Origin of the sequence: Pseudomonas sp. WS 5010 (assembly GCF_012985565.1) — a bacterium.
Classification (GTDB): Bacteria; Pseudomonadota; Gammaproteobacteria; order Pseudomonadales; family Pseudomonadaceae; genus Aquipseudomonas.
Map to the genome: position 1 here is coordinate 597695 of NZ_JAAQWQ010000002.1, position 16410 is coordinate 614104.

Genomic DNA, 16410 nt, shown 5'->3' on the forward strand with positions numbered 1-16410 from the left:
GGCGATGGCGATCTGGAAGGCGCTATCGCCGGCAAGCCGGCTCCTACAAGGGGCGCCTGGATGGCGGCAGATCGTGTTCAGCACGCCACCACCAGCCTCGCTGCAACCCCGCCGCCGCTAGCAATATTGCCGCAACGCCCAGCCATTGGGCCCAGCCCAGACGATGCCCGTAGGCCATCCAGTCAACCAGGATCGCCGCAATCGGGTAGATGAACGACAGCGCCCCGGTCAATGCCGTCGGCAGCTTTTGAATCGCACCATAGAGCAGCACATACATCAGGCCGGTGTGCACCACCCCCAGTGTCAACAGCGCCGCCCAGGCATCAACCGGCGCCCAAAGGCTGTGCCACGAAACCAGCGGCACCAACAGCACTGCACCGGTACTCACTTGAATCAGCGCCAGCAGATGGGGCGGCACAGCCTTCAGGCGCTTGATGATCAGTGCAGCGATGGCATACAAAAGGGCCGCGCCCAGCGCCTGGGCCACGCCCCACAGGTATTGATCACCGCTGCCCTGCTGCTCGCCATGGGCGGTGACGATAGCCAACATGCCCATGAATGACACGCTCAGCCACGCCAGCTTCTGTACGGTGATTTTCTCGCCAAGCAACAGCGCCGCGAGGATCACCAGCATAAATGGCTGAACGTTATAGACCGCCGTGCTGATGGCAATCGACGCCTTGGCATAAGACGCAAACAGCAACAGCCAGTTACCCACGATGGCCACGCCGCTCAACATGGCCCAGCCGAGTGTTGAATAACTCAGCCATGTACTGCGCAAATACCCCAGGCGCCAGCACACCAGCAACAGGGTCAAGGCGCCAATGACGCAACGCCAGAACACCACCTCAATGACCGGCACGCCAGACACCAGCACGAACCAGCCGATCGTGCCGGAGATCAGCATGGCACCGACCATTTCCCATGAGCCGCGACGTATGGATGTGTCCATGATTAAGCTCCTCGAATGAGGCTAAATTATGGCAATCTGCGTCGATCAGGCTCCAGCGCCTGAATAAGGCCAAAGGTAGTCAGCGCCTATTCTTATTAGGTGAAATAGCAGGTTTGGTTAAGGAGCCCAGGATGATTGATGTTATTGACCAACAACTGATTGCCGCCCTGATGGACGACTCACGCTGCACGCTCAAGACCCTGGCGGGGATTACCGGCCTGTCCTCGCCCAGCGTTGGCGAGCGATTGCGACGCCTGGAGGAACGCGGTGTTCTGAAGGGCTATACGGTGGATATCGACCCCAAACACTTCGGCTATTTGCTGCAAGCCATCGTGCGCATCCGCCCCCTGCCCGGCCAATTACAGGAAGTGGAGCGGCAGATCCAGGCAATACCGCAGTTTACCGAGTGCGACAAAGTCACCGGCGACGACTGTTTTATCGCACGGCTGCACGTGCGCACCATGGACCAGTTGGATACCTTGCTTGACCGGCTCAACGGCTATGCCGAGACCAACACCGCCATCGTCAAGAAAACCCCGGTCAAGCGTCGGTTGCCGCCCTTGGATGGCGCGTAGAAGGCGGTATAGATCAATCGGAGCTGACCTCTTCTGGGGCGTCATCCCCATCAACCAGCGGCACCTGCGCATCATCCATCAACGATCCGGGGTCTTCATTGCCCGGGTCATTGATCGGCTCCTCTTCGGTTGGGGTATGCATGGCCCTAGCCGCCCTGGGTATCAATGTCAGCGTCGGTCTTGGGCTTGGGTTCGCGTTCGGGCTTGAAGTCCGGACTGTACTCGTTGTCCCTGGCCACCTTGTCGGTGGCGGGTTGCGGGTCCTTGGGAGCCTTGGCCCCGTTGCTTGGAGTGGGCACTTTGCGGGCATCGTCAGCGATGGCTGGATCGTTCCTGCCGCGGGTTTGCAGGTCTTGGCTGTCATTGGTGCTCATGGGAACCTCTTTATTCGTTGGTGTAAGGTTAAGGTGCCGCGCGGCGGGATGAAGTTCATTGCGCAAGCCCCATGCTGATCAATGGTCACCCCCCCGGGTTGTCTACCTGGATATAGAACGCAAACGCTGCCAGCAGCATCCAGAACACGGTGAACAACCACGGCGTGCGCACGGAAAACAGCAATGACTTGCGATAGCCTTTGTGCGACGACTCGGTCTCGCAGAACAGCGGCGACTCATCGTAGGCCAGGCCCATCACCGGCTCGCTGCGCAACAGTTCGCTCTGCTTGAAGTGCCAATGGTCAATGATGTCGTAGGCCGCCCGGATGCCCGGCCAGGCATTGAGCGAGCTGAACACGCCAAGCATCGACAACATCAGCGGCACCACCAGGGTAAACAGCTTGCCCCACTCCGGGTTGAGGTTGCCCATGCAGGACACAAAGGCAATCACCAGGAATGACTGCGCCGTCAGGTAGGCATCGGTACGGTTGGCGAGGATGGTGGTTTCGTACTGGATTTCCCGACGATAGAAATCCAACCGGTCCTTGGGCGAGCCGAAGATCTTCGCGTTGTGTTCGGTGTGGTCGGCCAGCGCCGATTCCGGGCTGTGCGGGGAGATGATCCTGGGCACAATCGATATTCCTCAGAGGGCGTAATCCACTTAGAAGAACCGGCGGTGCCCGAAGTTCAGGTCAATCGCCTGCACCGTTATGAAGCAAATGCTGCGCCTATCACGCACCACGCTTGCCCAGGCCGCTCCAGTAACGGGCTGATACATCGTGTAATCCCAATAAACACGCTTGCGGCACAGCCATTGCTTTACTCCTGCTACTGCCTACTTGCCAGGGTGAACACAGGAGCAACTGTTACCCCCCGACTCAGAGCCGACTCCACAAGAAAGTAAGGACAAGGTCCGTTGGCGCCAAAAGCCACGGGCTCATAACAATGCGTTTTCTAAAGCGGCAGTGCCTGCAGCGTTTTACCCGGCACTGACAAGGTAATTGGAATGGCTCGATCTTTCTTCGATGAAATGAATGACGCAAATGGCGTGTGCCGTGCGCACTACCAGGATTTTTCCCGCTGGCTGGCCAACACGCCGCCGGAACTGCTGGCCCAGCGCCGCCGCGAGGCCGACCTATTGTTCCACCGCGCCGGGATCACTTTCACCCTGTACGGTGACGAGCAAGACACCGAGCGCCTGATCCCCTTCGACATCATCCCGCGCAGCATTCCCGCCAGTGAGTGGAGCGTGATCGAACGTGGCTGTATCCAGCGGGTCAATGCGCTGAACATGTTCCTCGCCGATATCTATCACGACCAGCGCATTATCAAGGCCGGGATCATTCCCGCCGAGCAGGTGCTGGGCAATGAAGGCTATCAAAAGGCCATTATCGGCCTCGACCTGCACCGTGATATCTATTCGCACATCTCCGGTGTCGACCTGGTGCGCGATGGCGACGGTACGTATTACGTCCTCGAAGACAACCTGCGCACCCCCAGCGGCGTGAGCTACATGCTCGAAGACCGCAAGATGATGATGCGCCTGTTCCCGGAAGTATTTGCCAAGCAGCGCATCGCGCCGGTGGACCACTATCCCAACCTGCTGCTCAAGACCCTGAAAAGCGCCAGCCGCCTGGACAGCCCCAATGTGGTGGTGCTGACCCCCGGGCGCTTTAACAGCGCGTTTTTCGAACACGCGTTCCTCGCCCGGGAGATGGGCGTCGAGTTGGTCGAAGGTGCCGACCTGTTCGTGCACGACCTCAAGGTGTTCATGCGCACCACCGACGGCCCGAAACCCGTGGATGTGATCTACCGGCGCATCGACGACGCCTTCCTCGATCCCCAGGCTTTCAACCCCGAATCCATGCTCGGCGTGCCCGGCCTGGTGGCCGCCTACTGCGCCGGCAATGTGGTGCTGGCCAATGCCATCGGCACCGGGGTGGCCGACGACAAATCCATCTACCCCTATGTGCCAGAGATGATTCGCTTCTATCTGGATGAGGAACCGGTGTTGCAAAACGTACCCACCTTCCAGTGCCGCAAACCCGATGAACTGTCCCACGTACTGGCGCACTTGCCCGATCTGGTGGTCAAGGAAACCCAGGGCTCCGGCGGCTACGGCATGCTGGTGGGCCCAGCCGCCTCGGCGGCCGAGATCGAGGACTTCCGCCAACGGATCAAGGCCCGGCCCCATGCCTATATCGCCCAACCGACCCTGAGCCTGTCCACCTGCCCGACCTTTGTCGAAAACGGCATCGCGCCACGGCATATCGACCTGCGCCCGTTCGTGCTGTCGGGCAAGGAGACCCGCCTGGTACCAGGCGGCCTGACCCGGGTGGCATTGCGTGAAGGCTCATTGATCGTCAACTCGTCGCAAGGCGGCGGAACCAAGGACACCTGGGTGGTGGAGGGCTGAGTATGCTGAGTAGAACCGCCGCAGATCTGTATTGGATGTCGCGCTACCTGGAACGCGCAGAGAACCTGGCGCGCATGCTGGAGGTCAGTTATTCGCTGTCGCTGATGCCCCAGGCCGGGCGCAGTGATGGCCTGGATGAACTGGCGATGTCGCTGCTCAGCAGTGGCACCCTGGACAACTACCTGGAGCGCCATCAACAACTGGACGCCGAGCGCATGCTGCACTTTTTCGCCCTAGACGAAGAAAACCCGGCCAGTATCTACAACTGCCTGCGCGCCGCCCGGGGCAATGCCCACGCGGTACGTGGGCGGATCACCGCCGACATGTGGGAAAACCTCAACGCCACCTGGCTGGAAATGCGCAGCATCGCCGCCGGCGGCCTGGCGCGCCATGGCATCAGCCACTTCTGTGACTGGGTCAAGCAGCGTTCGCACCTGTTCCGGGGGGCCACGTCCGGCACCATCATGCGCAACGATGCCTATCGTTTTATCCGCCTGGGCACCTTTGTCGAGCGCGCCGACAACACCTTGCGCCTGCTGGATGCGCGTTACGAGATGTTCGGCGAGGAATCCGAAGAAGTCAGCGACCTGTCCGCCCGCGGCTACTACCAGTGGAGCGCCCTGCTGCGTGCCTTGTCGTCGTTCGAGGCCTACACCGAGCTGTACCCCAATGCGCTGAATGCGCGTTCGGTGTCGGAGTTGCTGCTGCTGCGCAGCGATGTGCCGCGCTCATTGCATGCGTGTATCGAGGAGTTGAGCCATATCCTCGCCGACCTGCCGGGCAGCTACGGCCGCACGGCCCAGCGCCTGGCGGCGGAGTTTGAAGCGCGGCTGCGCTACACCGGTATCGATGAGATTCTCGAAGAAGGCCTGCACAGCCGGCTGACCGAGTTTATCGACACCGTGCGCGAACTGGCGCGGGCGATCCACAGCTCCTACCTGGAGGTGGTGTAACCCCCACATCCCCCCAGCCTGACAGCCGTGCGCGTTCTCCTGTGGGAGCTGGCTTGCCGGCGATGGCGGCAGGTCAGCCAATAGATTTATCGACTGATACACCGCCATCGCGGGCAAGCCCGCTCCCACAGGCGCGATGTTTGTTCCAGGCATATAACTGTCAGTTTGGATCATTGATCCCATCTCGCGGCTGCTCTTATGGTTGCCAGACACTCATAAGAACAGGTACAGACCATGTCCGAAGCTCTGCAATTATCCAGCCCGGCCGCCCATACCCTAAAGCGCTGGCACACCATGCTGGCCACCGCCGACCTCAAAGCCCTGCCCGAACTGCTGGCGCCGGATGCCGTGTTTCGCTCGCCCATGGCGCATACCCCCTACCCCGGCGCGCCCGTGGTGTCGATGATTCTCAACACTGTGTTTACCGTGTTTGAAGACTTCCAGTACCACCGCGAACTGGCCAGCGCCGACGGCCACAACGTAGTGCTGGAGTTCAGCGCGCGGGTGGGCGACAAGCAGCTCAAGGGCATCGACCTGATCCGCTTCAACGAACAGGGGCAAATCATCGAGTTTGAAGTGATGGTCCGCCCCTTGAGCGGGCTACAGGCCCTGGGTGAAGAAATGGGCCGGCGCCTGGCGCCGTTCCTGGCCAAGGCCAAGGCCAAGGGCTGATCCTCAGCGCCCGAGGAACTCCAGCAGCCGGGCGTTGACCTGCGCGCCCTGCTCCACCTGGATCCAGTGCCCGCAGTTGGCCAGTACCTGCTGCTGCAACTGCGGCACCACCTGGGGCATGCGCTTGAGCGTATGAGCCTCAAACACCCCCACAGGATCACGGTCGCCGATCAGGAACAACGTCGGTTGCAGCACTTGCCGGCCCGCCAGGAACTCGGTGCGCTGCCAGTTGCGCTCAAAGTTGCGGTACCAGTTCAACGGCCCGCGAAAGCCCTTGGCGAAGGTTTGTACATAAATATCCAGGTCGTGCTGGCTGCACCAGGCCGGCAAGGCGCCAGGCAATGCAACACCTTCCAGCAAGGTTGCGGTGGCCGGTTTTTGCTGCAGGAATACATCCTGGTCCTGCATAAACAGGCGCAAGCTGCGCTCGATATCCGCCTCCAGCTCCTGTTCGGCCACGCCGGGTTCCTGGAAATACAGGATGTAGTTGAACCGCTCGGCATACAGCTCGCGCATGATCTCGATCACCGGCCTGCGGGAACGACCGGCGAAGGGCACCGACATCGTGACCAGGGCGCTGATGCGCTGCGGCTCCAACAAGGCCAGGTGCCAGGCCACCACCGCGCCCCAGTCATGGCCGACCATCACCACCCGACGATGCCCGAACAGGTCCATGGCACCCTGGATATCCGCGCACAGGGTCAGCAGGTCGTAGTCCGCAATGGCTGCGGGGGCGCTGCTGTGCCCGTAGCCACGCATCTGCGGCACGAACACGCGATAGCCAGCGGCAGTCAGCGCCGGTATCTGCTGGCGCCAGGAGTGCCAGCACTCGGGAAAGCCGTGGAGCAGCCACACCGGCTGGCCGCTCTCGGGGCCGGCGATGTGCAGGCACAATTGAATACCGTTGACCTGGATCGTCTGTTGTTCGATAGCACTCATCGCACCGCTCCATCAGGGGACTGCTGCAGATTGCCCCAGCGGTACGGCCTGCGCCAGCATCATTGATGGGGCAAATACCTCAGGTCACCGACCACCAGCGCGGCAGCAGTGGCCGCACCTTGGGTTCGGCAAAACGGTCATCGATCAGCATCACTACCCCTTGGTCCTGCTGGGTGCGAATCACCCGGCCGGCCGCCTGTACCACCTTCTGGATCCCGGGATACAGGTAGGTGTAGTCGTACCCCGCACCGAAGATTGCGCCCATGCGCAGCTTCATTTGCTCGTTGACCGGATTGAGTTGCGCCAGGCCCAGGGTGGCGATAAAAGCCCCGATCAGGCGCGCGCCCGGCAAGTCGATACCCTCGCCGAACGCCCCGCCCAGCACGGCGAACCCCACGCCCTGGCTGTGCTGGGTGAACTGGTCAAGGAACGCCTGGCGTTCGGCCTCGGCCATGCCCCGCGATTGATGCCAGGTTGGGATCGACGGATGCCGCTCGGCCAACAATTGCGCCACTTGCTGCTGGTAATCGAAGCTGCTGAAAAACGCCAGGTAGTTGCCCGGCGTGCGTTCAAACTGCTCGGCGATCACTGCGACGATGGGCGCCAGGGACGCCTGACGATGCACAAAGCGCGTGGAGATGCGGTCGATGATGCGCACCTGCAACTGTGCGGCATCGAAGGGCGATTCCACGTCGACCCACGCGGTATCCGCCGGCAGGCCCAGCAGGTCGGCGTAGTAATGCCGGGGGCTGAGGGTCGCGGAAAACAGCACGCTGCTGCGGGCGGCCGTCAAGCGTGGGCGGATAAACTCGGCCGGCACCACATTACGCAGGCTCAAGCGCGAGAAGCGACGCTTGGCCAGTGGGTCGCGCTGGCTGATATCAAAAATAAACTGCTCGTTGAACAGCTCCGCCACCTTGGCGAACTGCAAGGCTTCGAAGTAAAAGCCTTGCAGTTCGCCCGTGAGCGCCTGCGGGTGATCGTTGAAATACTCGCCCATGGCGCTGGTGCACAGGGCCAAGGCCTGCAACAGCTTGTCCGGTTTGCTCGGATAGGCCTGATACACCGTGACCTGCTCTTTGTGCAGCGCGTTCCATTCACGGTTGAGCCGCTGCAACGGTTTGCGCAACGGCTCGGGGGCGCTGTCGCGCACGGTCTTCAGGGCAAATTGATCAAGGTCGGCGCTATACATTGCGCGGCCCCGCTCCACCAGGTTATGGGCTTCGTCCACCAGCACCGCGACCCGCCATTGGTTGAGCTGGGCCAGGCCAAACAGCATTGCGCCAAAATCGAAGTAATAGTTGTAGTCGGCGACGACCATGTCGCACCAGCGCGCCATTTCCTGGCTCAGGTAATACGGGCACACCTCATGGGCCAGCGCCACCTCGCGCAGAGTGCGTTGATCCAGTAGGCGCACCCTGGCCGCCGCTTCGCGCGCGGCTGGAAGGCGATCATAAAAGCCCTTGGCCAGCGGGCAGGAATCGCCATGACAGGCCTTGTCCAGGTGCTCGCAGGCCTTGTCCCGCGCCACCAGCTCCAGCACGTGCAGCGGCAGGTCGGCACTTGCGTGCAGTATCTGCACCGCGTCCAGCGCCAGTTTGCGGCCAGGGGTCTTGGCCGTGAGAAAGAACAGCTTGTCCAACTGCTGCGGCGCCATGGCCTTGAGCACCGGGAACACCGTGCCAATGGTTTTACCGATCCCCGTGGGCGCCTGCGCCATCAGGCAGCGCCCGGTGCTGACGGCCTTGTACACCGACTCGGCGAGGGTCCGCTGGCCCAGGCGAAAGCCCGCGTGGGGAAAGGCCAGGGCCTTGGTCGCGGTATCGCGGGCCAGGCGCCGCTGTGCCTGTTGCTCGGCCCAGTCGAGGAACAACCCACACTGGCGATTGAAGAACGTCTCCAGCTCATCAACCGCACACACCTGGCGGATCACGGTTTCGCGCTCGCTGACGATATCGAAATACACCAGCGCCAGCTCGATCTCAGGTATCCCCAGCTTGCAGCACATCAGCCAGCCATAGACCTTGGCCTGGGCCCAGTGCAGTTGCCGGTGGTTGGCCGGTTGCGCATCCAGGTCGCCACGGTAGGTCTTGACCTCTTCCAGCACATTGCGATCCGGATCATAGCCATCAGCGCGGCCGCGCACGGTCAACTGTTGGTAGAGACCTTCCAGGGCCACTTCACTCTGGTAGTGCGCACTGCGTCGGGAGGCCACGGTGCGATGGCCGAGCATGCCTTCCTGGGCACTGGGCGAGGGGGTAAACCGCAGATCGAGGTCACCCACCTTGGCCGTGAACTCGCACAGTGCCCGTACGGCAACGGTGTAGCTCAAGCGCCCTGCTCCGCCCAGCGTACGTAACACACGGTGACCGGCATCTGGTGTTCGCTACAGAACTCCAGCCAGCGCAATTGGTTGTCCTGCAGGCGGTCGCCCGGGCCTTTGACTTCGATCATGCGATAGGTTTTTTGCGCCGGCCAGAACTGGATCAGGTCCGGCATCCCGGCGCGATTGGCGCGGATATCCAACAACAACCGGTCGAACCAGTGCCGCAGGTGCGCGGCGGGCAGGCAATCGAGCGCCTGCTCGAGCAGCTCTTCGCTCAACACATTCCAAAATACAAAGGGCGACTGGATCCCCCACTTTTCGACGTAGCGCTGGCGGATCGTGGTTTTGTAGCGCTCGTCGTGCAGTTGGTCCAGGCACACGGCAAATAGCTCGGCGCGGCGCTGCTGGAAGTCCTCACTGTGCAAATCCACCGGCCCGCGCTGGAACGGGTGAAAGAACGAGCCGGGCAACGGCGCGAAGATCGCCGGCCAGCACAACAGCCCGAACAGCGAGTTGGCCAGGGTGTTCTCCACGTAGTGCACCGGCCCCTCTTCATCTCCCAAATGCGCCTGCACGCAGAACTCCACGGCCGCCAACGGTTGCGGGAACGGCAGTTCCAGGTCCAGGCGCTGGATCACCTGGGGTTTGGGCTTGGGCAACGCCGGCTCGCCCAGCTTGCGCCGCAACCGCGGCAAAACCCGCAACAGGTGCTGCTGCTCGGCCGCGCTTTGTGGCGCGGCCTGGGCCTCCAGTGCCAGGGCCATGGCCTGGGCGAAATCCTCCTGGCGCTCCAGTACGCGGATCAGCCGTGCACGAGCGCCGGGGTAGGCACAATCGCGGTAGATCACCTCGGCCAGGGCCAGTTCGGCGAGCCGCTCGCAATGCTGGCCAACCTGGAACAGCAGCTTGGCCCGACGTTTTTCCAGCCAGGGGTTATCGGTGGCCAGGGTGGCAATCTGCGCCAGCACAGCCTCCAATGGTTCGCCCGCCTCGAACGCCTGCTGGCATTGGTGCAGGAACAGCAGGCCAGATACATCGTCGCGATGGCGCAGCCCGCGGGATTCGGCGCAGAACTCGACCTTTTCGTAGGTGTAGATCCCCAGGTCCGCCAAGACAAACTCCGACCAGTCCTGGTACAGGTTGCCGAAGAACATCAGGCGCAGGCGCTCACATAGATCCATCACCGTGAGGCTGTACAGGCGCTCGTCCAACTGCGGGGACCACTGCGCAAACGTACGCGGCTCGGTGAACTGGCTGGACAGGCCGGGCAGCCAATCGGACTTCTTGCCCCTGGGCTGCTCGATCCATGGCTTGAACGCTTGCAGTACCTCGCCTTTTTGCAACTGCCCCCACAGCTCATCAAGCGACAGCAGGCCCTGCTCGCTGACCCAACCGTGGGCCAGCAACGGCTGCACGGCCACGTCAACCGGGCCGATCTCGCCGTAGTTGAGCTTGCTCGCCCGAAAATGCACGCCCTTGCGCATCACCATGCGCACCAGCAACGCCTGGGCCGGTTGCGGCAACTGGGCGAACTGCGCCATGAAGCGCTGCTCCTGTTCGTCCAGCACATCGGCATAGCGCTGGCCCAGCCAGTCGAGCACTTGCCGGAAGTTATGCAGGTAGTAGAACGGGTCTTCGAGGGGATTGGACATGACGGGCACTTGGACAAACACTGGTTATGCATACAGAGTGCCGTCCCAAGGCTTGCGTTGCAATGGCTAATAGATCAGTGGCGCACGCAACTTTTTGCATAAAAGTGATCAGATGGGGGGGGATCCGCGTAACATTTGTTGCCCGCAGCCGTTGAGCACGGGGTTTTCGAAGGATGAGAGTAAGGGTTATGAACATGAAGAACTGGGGCCTGCCGCTGGCCGTACTGACGTTTCTGGCATTGGCCGGTTGCTCGACGCCGACCGTCGTGACCTTGCAGAACGGTACTCAGTACCTGACCACAGACACGCCGAATGCCAAGACACCCGATGGTTTCTACGAATTCACCGATATCGCCGGCAAGCGCGTACGGGTCAAGGCGGCGGATGTCGCAACCGTGCGCAAGGAAGACTGACCGCATAACCGTAGGAGCCGGCTAGCCGGCTCCTACGGGTTGTTTCAGGTGATGACGAACGCCTCTGCCGACAGGCTGCCAAGCCCGACCCCCACCAACGTCACCGAGTTATCGCCAAACGTCAGCAGCGTATCGCTGCCCACCGCCTTGGCATGGTCGAGGTAGTTGTACTGCCCGTCCACCCCCGCCACCCCCATGAACACCAACTTGTCTGTCGACTGGTAGCCCAGGATCCGGTCCTGGCCAAAGTCGCCGTCGAACAGGAAGGTATTGCGCCCGCCGCCCGCCTCCAGCAGGTCATTGCCAGCCCCGCCGACCAGCACATCGTTGCCTTTGCCGCCGATCAGATGGTCATTGCCGTCCAGGCCAAACAACCACTGCCCGCCATCGCCGGCCTTGAGCACATTGGCACCGGCATCGCCCTTGAGCGATGCCGCGTAGGCCGTCAGGTCCTTACCCGCCAGCAACCCCTTGTCGGTCACGCTGTGGGTCACCTCCTTGCTGAACAGCAACAGATAGCTTTCCTTGCTCACTATCGCGCCCATGTCACGGGTCATGCTGATGCCGCCTTGGCCGTCGCGGACATACAGGGTGCCTGCACCGTCGTTGGCCACCTCGACGTTTTTCAGTGACTGCTGCAGGTCCAGGGTGTTGAACCCCTTGCCGCCCAACATGATGTTGTAGCCGCCGCCATCACGGAAAGTATCGTTGCCTTCGCGGCCTTCCAGGTAGTCGTTGCCCCGGCCGCCCTGGATCAGGTCATTGCCGTCGCTGCCGATGATGAACGTGCTGCCCTTGTGCGCTTCGGCATTGCGGTTGAGGTCTTGCACCCAGGTAGTGGCGCGCGCCGGGTCCGATAGGTTGGCGACGATGATTGTCGAATCACGGCTGGTCAGGTCATAGAACTTGGATTCAAGGATGCGGCTCATGCCGTCGCCATAACCGGTGGGTAAATGTGAGATCCATGTCGGCAGGTTGAGGATGGAAAACGGCAGGATGTTCCACAGTGTCGAGGCGTAGTGGTCGTTGAAGCTGACGATGTTATCGGCGCTGGATTCGTGGGGTTTATCGTGGGCCCAAAGCGAGGACCCCGTGAACGAGGAGCCGTCGAGGGCGCGATAGACCGGGTCGTTTTCGTAGCCGATGTTCAGCACCTTGTCGCTGCTGCTCTGGGTCGGCGAGGCATAGGCCACGTAGTTGGCGTCCTGGTAGAACCCCGCCCAGTTGTCGTTGCTCAAATCCGCCATGCTGTTGACTGCCAGGCCACCGAGGCTATGGCCGCTGACCACCACATCCTGGCCGCTGAGCCCCTGTGCGCTGGCATACGCGGCGACTTTGCCAAGCAAGGTGCCAAACGCTTGGCCCGCGTAGTTTTTCGCATAGTCCGCAGGGCCGAACGCTGCCAACAAGTCACTGATCACATCGCCGATGGAATCAAGGATCAGGTTTTCCCTGGGGCCCGAAGTCCCACGGAAGCCGATGCCGATTTCCAGCAGTTTGCCGGCGTCATCGTACTTGCCCAGGACCTCGACCTGGGCGCTGGTATAACCGGCTTTTTCGCCAAAGAACGTGCCCCGGGCGTCGACCTTGCCGCCATACTCAAGGGTGCTGGCGCTGATGGGCGTCCAGCCGGCCTTTTGCACGGCGTCGAGGGCGGCCTTTTCCGAGTCGGGGTTCCACGGGATCCCGGGAATCACGCCTTGGGAATGGGTGCTGCCAATCAAGGCCTGCACCAGGGTGGCCGGCAAACCCAGGCCCAGGCCGTGTTGCTGGTACCCCACGGCAAAGCCGTTATCCAGGTTGTGGTAGGAATACAAGGTGATCGCCATGGCATCGGCGAACAGTGCTTTGGAGTCCTCGGTAGTAAGGTTTTTGTAGTCATAGACACCCATGGTATTGCCTCTCTTTTGTTGGAATTGTCGAGAAAGCCAAAACAGTTGGAATGCTGTAACGGTGGGAGCAAACCTGCTCCCACCGTTTGGAGCTGCGGTGTTTAGAAGGCCCAGTCGAGGCTCAAGCCCACGCCGTGGATTTTCTCCTTGCTGGCCAGCAGGCCGTTGTAGTCGAAGTTCACCCGCGCATCCTTGGTCAGCGCCAGGCTGGCGCGCGCGCCGACCAAGGCCGCGTCGCGCACCATCGGCGAGCTTTCCACGGCAAACGCGGTACTGCCTGAAGCAAACGCCAGGTGGCGCTCGGAATCGGTGGCGCTGAGGTTGTGCTGCCAGCCCAGGGTGCCGGAAACGTCCAACGCCTGATGGTCGCTGAGGTTGAAGGTCTTCAACGCCCGCACGCCGAGGGTGCTGAGCACCAGGTCGCGGGTGTCATCGCCGCCCTTGAGCGCTGCTGCATCGCCTTTCTCGCCGAAGCCGTCGCTGTCCAGATGCACATAGGCCAGGTTGGCGAACGGCTCCAGCGCCAGCGGTTGCAGGTTCAGGCGATAAGCCGCTTCGGTGAAGAGCTGGGTGCTACGGGCATCGACCTTGGCTTTCTGCTTGCCGGCGACTTCGCCGTATTGCAGCTCACGTTTCACATCAGCGCGGTGCCAGCTGTAGGTCGCCCCGCCGCTCAGGCGCCAGGCGCCGATGTCGTGACCGGCATAGGCGCCAAAGTGGTAGCTGTCCACCGATGCCCGCGAATGGGTGCCATCGCCCATGTTCAGCGAGGTATCGCTGTAACCGGCGACCAGGCCCAGGCGTGTGTCTTCGTCCAGCGCACCGTCCACACCCGCCAGCAGGCCGCCGATGGAGGTGGTGTAGCCCGCCGTCTCGCTGGCGCTGTCGGTTTTACCCCAGGCGCCAAGGGCCTTGACCCAGACGTTGCCACGCGTGTCGATGGTTTGTGGCGAGGTGCCCATTTCACCCTGTTGCAGGCGCTCGCCCACCGCTTCACGCAGGTAGCGGTTGTCATTGACCAGCGCGGTTTCCAGGGCCGGGTAGATTTCACCCGACAACTGTTGGAACGCCCCTTGCGCCGAGGCCGCACTCGGTGCCAGCAGCAGGCTTTCATACACCCCGTTACCCGCGCCCAGTTGCTCGGCCGCCACCGCCACCGCGCGTTGGTTATCGGTCGCCGCGACACTGGCGAAGCTGTTGGCCGTGCGCGCAACATCCAGCTGCACGCCGTTGGCGCCGTAGTTCAGGTTGCCGCCGACAAACAGGTAGTTGGGCAGTACCGAGGCAAAGGTGCCGGTAATTCCCCCGGCCGCCTGCAGGATGTTGTACTGGCGACCGATCAGGCTTTGCGCCTCGGGCTGGCTGAGCAAGGTCGGGCTGTTTTCCAGGGCCAGGGTCACGGTGCCGCCGTTGAGGGTGGCCTTGCCACCGGCGACGATGCGGTCGCTGCTGGTAGTGGACAGCTCCACCGCATAGGTAGAACCCGCGTCGAAGTTGACATCCCCAGCCACGTTCAAGGTGCCGATGGAGTTACCTGGCGCGACCGTACCGCCGCTTTTCGCGTGCAGCGCGCCGATGCTGCCGGAGCCGCCCAACACCCCGCTGTTACTCACCGTGACCTGCGATGCCAGCGAGCCATTGACCGCCAACAGGCCTTGATTGACCAGGGTTGGCCCGCTGTAGGTGTTGTTGCCGGTCAGCACCAGCGTCCCAATGCCCTGCTTGGTCAAGCCGCCGTGACCGGCAATGTCATTGCTCCACACATCCCGCCCGCAGTGCACATCGTCACACACGCGCTGGGTGGGCTTGCCGGCGTCAACTACCGCCCCAACCCCCGGCAAGTCCGCAACAAACTGGCCGCTGCCATAGCCACCGTCGATACGGAAATCGGCCGGGATATCCTCGGCGGTGATAAACATTCCCGGTCCGCTGACCGCCTTGCCCAGGTTGATCATGCCCCAGCCGTACAGTGCGTCGATGCCCGGTGCGCCAAGGTCGGTGGCGGTGGTCTTGAGCAGCGTGGAAATCTGCTCGCCGCTCATGTACGGGAAACGCTCCATCAACACGGCGGCGGCGCCTGCCACATGGGGCGCAGCCATGGAGGTGCCGTTTTTGTTGTTCCAGCCCAGGGTCATGTTATCGACCGTGGTGCCCACCATCACCGAGCTGTAGATCGCCGTGCCCGGCGCCGACACGCAGAAGCTGGCGGCATAGCCACAGCGCGACGAGAAGGTGCTGATCACATAGGGGTTGGGGCTGTTGGCATCCGGGTTGCGTTGCAATGCGGCCACCGACAGCCAATTGGGCGCGATCTCGGGCACAAAATACGCCAGGCCGGAGATCGCATCGGGGTTGTTCAGGTTGTAGTCGTTGCCGGCTGCGAAGATCGTCAGCACCCCGCTGCGCGCCGCGTTGATCGCACCGGTATAAGCCCCGCCTGGTGCGGTGCCCAACAGCGGCTTGATCTGGTCGAACTGCGCCTGCGCATCGCTGAGAGCAAAATGGGGGAACGCCGGGTCCTTGCCTCCCTTGGCAAACTGATCGCCAATGCCGATGCCCCAGCTGTTATTGATGATGCGTGCGCCGTTGGCCACCAGGCTGTCCCAACCGGCCTGGTACACCGCACCGTCGTTACCCAGGATGATCCCGTCTTCGGGGCCGGGGTCGCCGTTCTCGGCGCTGAGGATCTGTGCGTTGTAGGCCACACCGTGCATCGGCCCGCCGTTACGGTCGCCAGCGGCAATGCCCCCGACATGGGTGCCGTGGTCGCCCAGCTTGCCGTTGGAACCCAGGGACGGTGTGCCGTCGTAGCGGAACGGGTCACCGGCCTTCACCGGGATATACGGGTCGGTGTACTGGCGGATCCCTTCAGTGACCAGGGTCTGTACCTTGCCCGGGCTGGAGAACTCAGGATGCAGGGCGTATACCGGCTGGTCGAAAATCCCCAGCTTCACGCCCTTGCCGCTGTAACCGGCGGCATATGCCACATCGGCATTGACTGCGCCCAGGCCCCAATCGGCCTTGAACTCATTGCTGCGCCAACTGGCGACATCCCCCAGCTTGCCGGTTTCGACGTAGGGTGCGGCCTGGGCGGTACCCAGGCTGGCCAGGCAACACAGCAACGCGCCGTATGGCACGCGACTCAAGGCCTTGAGCGGGTAGCCCGGGCCTGTTGGGATGGCGGAGTGAAACCCTCGTTGTTTTGCGTTCACGGTGACCTTCCTTAGTTTCATTGCGTTTGTTGTT

The 16410-nt window shown here is 62.1% G+C and carries 14 protein-coding genes; 5 read left to right on the plus strand and 9 right to left on the minus strand.

All coding sequences use genetic code 11. The features are described from left to right. Positions 1-43 precede the first annotated feature (43 nt). Entirely contained in the window at positions 44-952 is a 909-nt protein-coding gene (locus HBO11_RS07385) for a DMT family transporter (protein WP_169951603.1), read from the minus strand. A 131-nt stretch (positions 953-1083) separates the two neighbouring features. On the opposite strand from HBO11_RS07385, the gene HBO11_RS07390 reads away from it, so the two are divergent. Then, positions 1084-1527, plus strand: a complete 444-nt coding sequence (locus HBO11_RS07390) for an Lrp/AsnC family transcriptional regulator (RefSeq protein ID WP_169951600.1) — start codon at positions 1084-1086, stop codon at positions 1525-1527. 13 nt (positions 1528-1540) lie between these two features. On the opposite strand, the gene HBO11_RS28640 is transcribed toward HBO11_RS07390, so the two are convergent. From HBO11_RS28640 to HBO11_RS07400, 3 genes are all read right to left on the minus strand, one after another. Then, positions 1541-1669, minus strand: a complete 129-nt coding sequence (locus HBO11_RS28640) for a hypothetical protein (RefSeq protein WP_262380996.1) — start codon at positions 1667-1669, stop codon at positions 1541-1543. A gap of 4 nt (positions 1670-1673) precedes the next feature. Next, the gene (locus tag HBO11_RS07395) at positions 1674-1901 is read right to left on the minus strand and encodes a hypothetical protein (RefSeq protein WP_169951598.1); all 228 of its coding nucleotides are present in this window, start codon (positions 1899-1901) and stop codon (positions 1674-1676) included. Positions 1902-1986: 85 nt separating this feature from the next. Continuing rightward, positions 1987-2532 (minus strand): hypothetical protein, encoded by a 546-nt coding sequence (locus tag HBO11_RS07400; protein WP_169951596.1) that lies wholly within the window; start codon positions 2530-2532, stop codon positions 1987-1989. Positions 2533-2907: 375 nt separating this feature from the next. On the opposite strand from HBO11_RS07400, the gene HBO11_RS07405 reads away from it, so the two are divergent. From HBO11_RS07405 to HBO11_RS07415, 3 genes are all read left to right on the plus strand, one after another. Continuing rightward, the gene (locus HBO11_RS07405; protein WP_170058853.1) at positions 2908-4317 is read left to right on the plus strand and encodes a circularly permuted type 2 ATP-grasp protein; all 1410 of its coding nucleotides are present in this window, start codon (positions 2908-2910) and stop codon (positions 4315-4317) included. Positions 4318-4319: 2 nt separating this feature from the next. Next, entirely contained in the window at positions 4320-5270 is a 951-nt protein-coding gene (locus HBO11_RS07410; RefSeq protein ID WP_169951592.1) for an alpha-E domain-containing protein, read from the plus strand. A 234-nt stretch (positions 5271-5504) separates the two neighbouring features. Continuing rightward, the gene (locus HBO11_RS07415) at positions 5505-5942 is read left to right on the plus strand and encodes a nuclear transport factor 2 family protein (RefSeq protein ID WP_169951590.1); all 438 of its coding nucleotides are present in this window, start codon (positions 5505-5507) and stop codon (positions 5940-5942) included. Positions 5943-5945: 3 nt separating this feature from the next. Here HBO11_RS07415 and HBO11_RS07420 read toward each other — a convergent pair whose 3' ends face one another. The 3 genes from HBO11_RS07420 to HBO11_RS07430 all read right to left on the minus strand — a co-directional run bounded on the left by HBO11_RS07420 (position 5946) and on the right by HBO11_RS07430 (position 10859). Further along, entirely contained in the window at positions 5946-6881 is a 936-nt protein-coding gene (locus HBO11_RS07420; RefSeq protein ID WP_169951587.1) for an alpha/beta hydrolase, read from the minus strand. A 79-nt stretch (positions 6882-6960) separates the two neighbouring features. Beyond that, the gene (locus HBO11_RS07425; RefSeq protein WP_169951585.1) at positions 6961-9213 is read right to left on the minus strand and encodes an ATP-dependent DNA helicase; all 2253 of its coding nucleotides are present in this window, start codon (positions 9211-9213) and stop codon (positions 6961-6963) included. Next, positions 9210-10859, minus strand: coding sequence for a VRR-NUC domain-containing protein (locus tag HBO11_RS07430; protein WP_169951583.1), 1650 nt, complete (start codon positions 10857-10859; stop codon positions 9210-9212). Before HBO11_RS07430 ends, HBO11_RS07425 begins: the two co-directional genes overlap by 4 nt. A 188-nt stretch (positions 10860-11047) precedes the next feature. Between HBO11_RS07430 and HBO11_RS07435 the strand changes: the two genes are divergently transcribed. Then, a complete protein-coding gene (locus HBO11_RS07435; protein ID WP_076960938.1) occupies positions 11048-11272 on the plus strand; it encodes a YgdI/YgdR family lipoprotein in 225 nt (74 codons plus the stop codon). Between the two features lie 44 nt (positions 11273-11316). On the opposite strand, the gene HBO11_RS07440 is transcribed toward HBO11_RS07435, so the two are convergent. Further along, a complete protein-coding gene (locus tag HBO11_RS07440; RefSeq protein WP_170058854.1) occupies positions 11317-13164 on the minus strand; it encodes a polyurethanase in 1848 nt (615 codons plus the stop codon). A 101-nt stretch (positions 13165-13265) separates the two neighbouring features. Next, positions 13266-16397, minus strand: coding sequence for an autotransporter serine protease (locus HBO11_RS07445; RefSeq protein ID WP_169951579.1), 3132 nt, complete (start codon positions 16395-16397; stop codon positions 13266-13268). Positions 16398-16410: the final 13 nt, after the last annotated feature.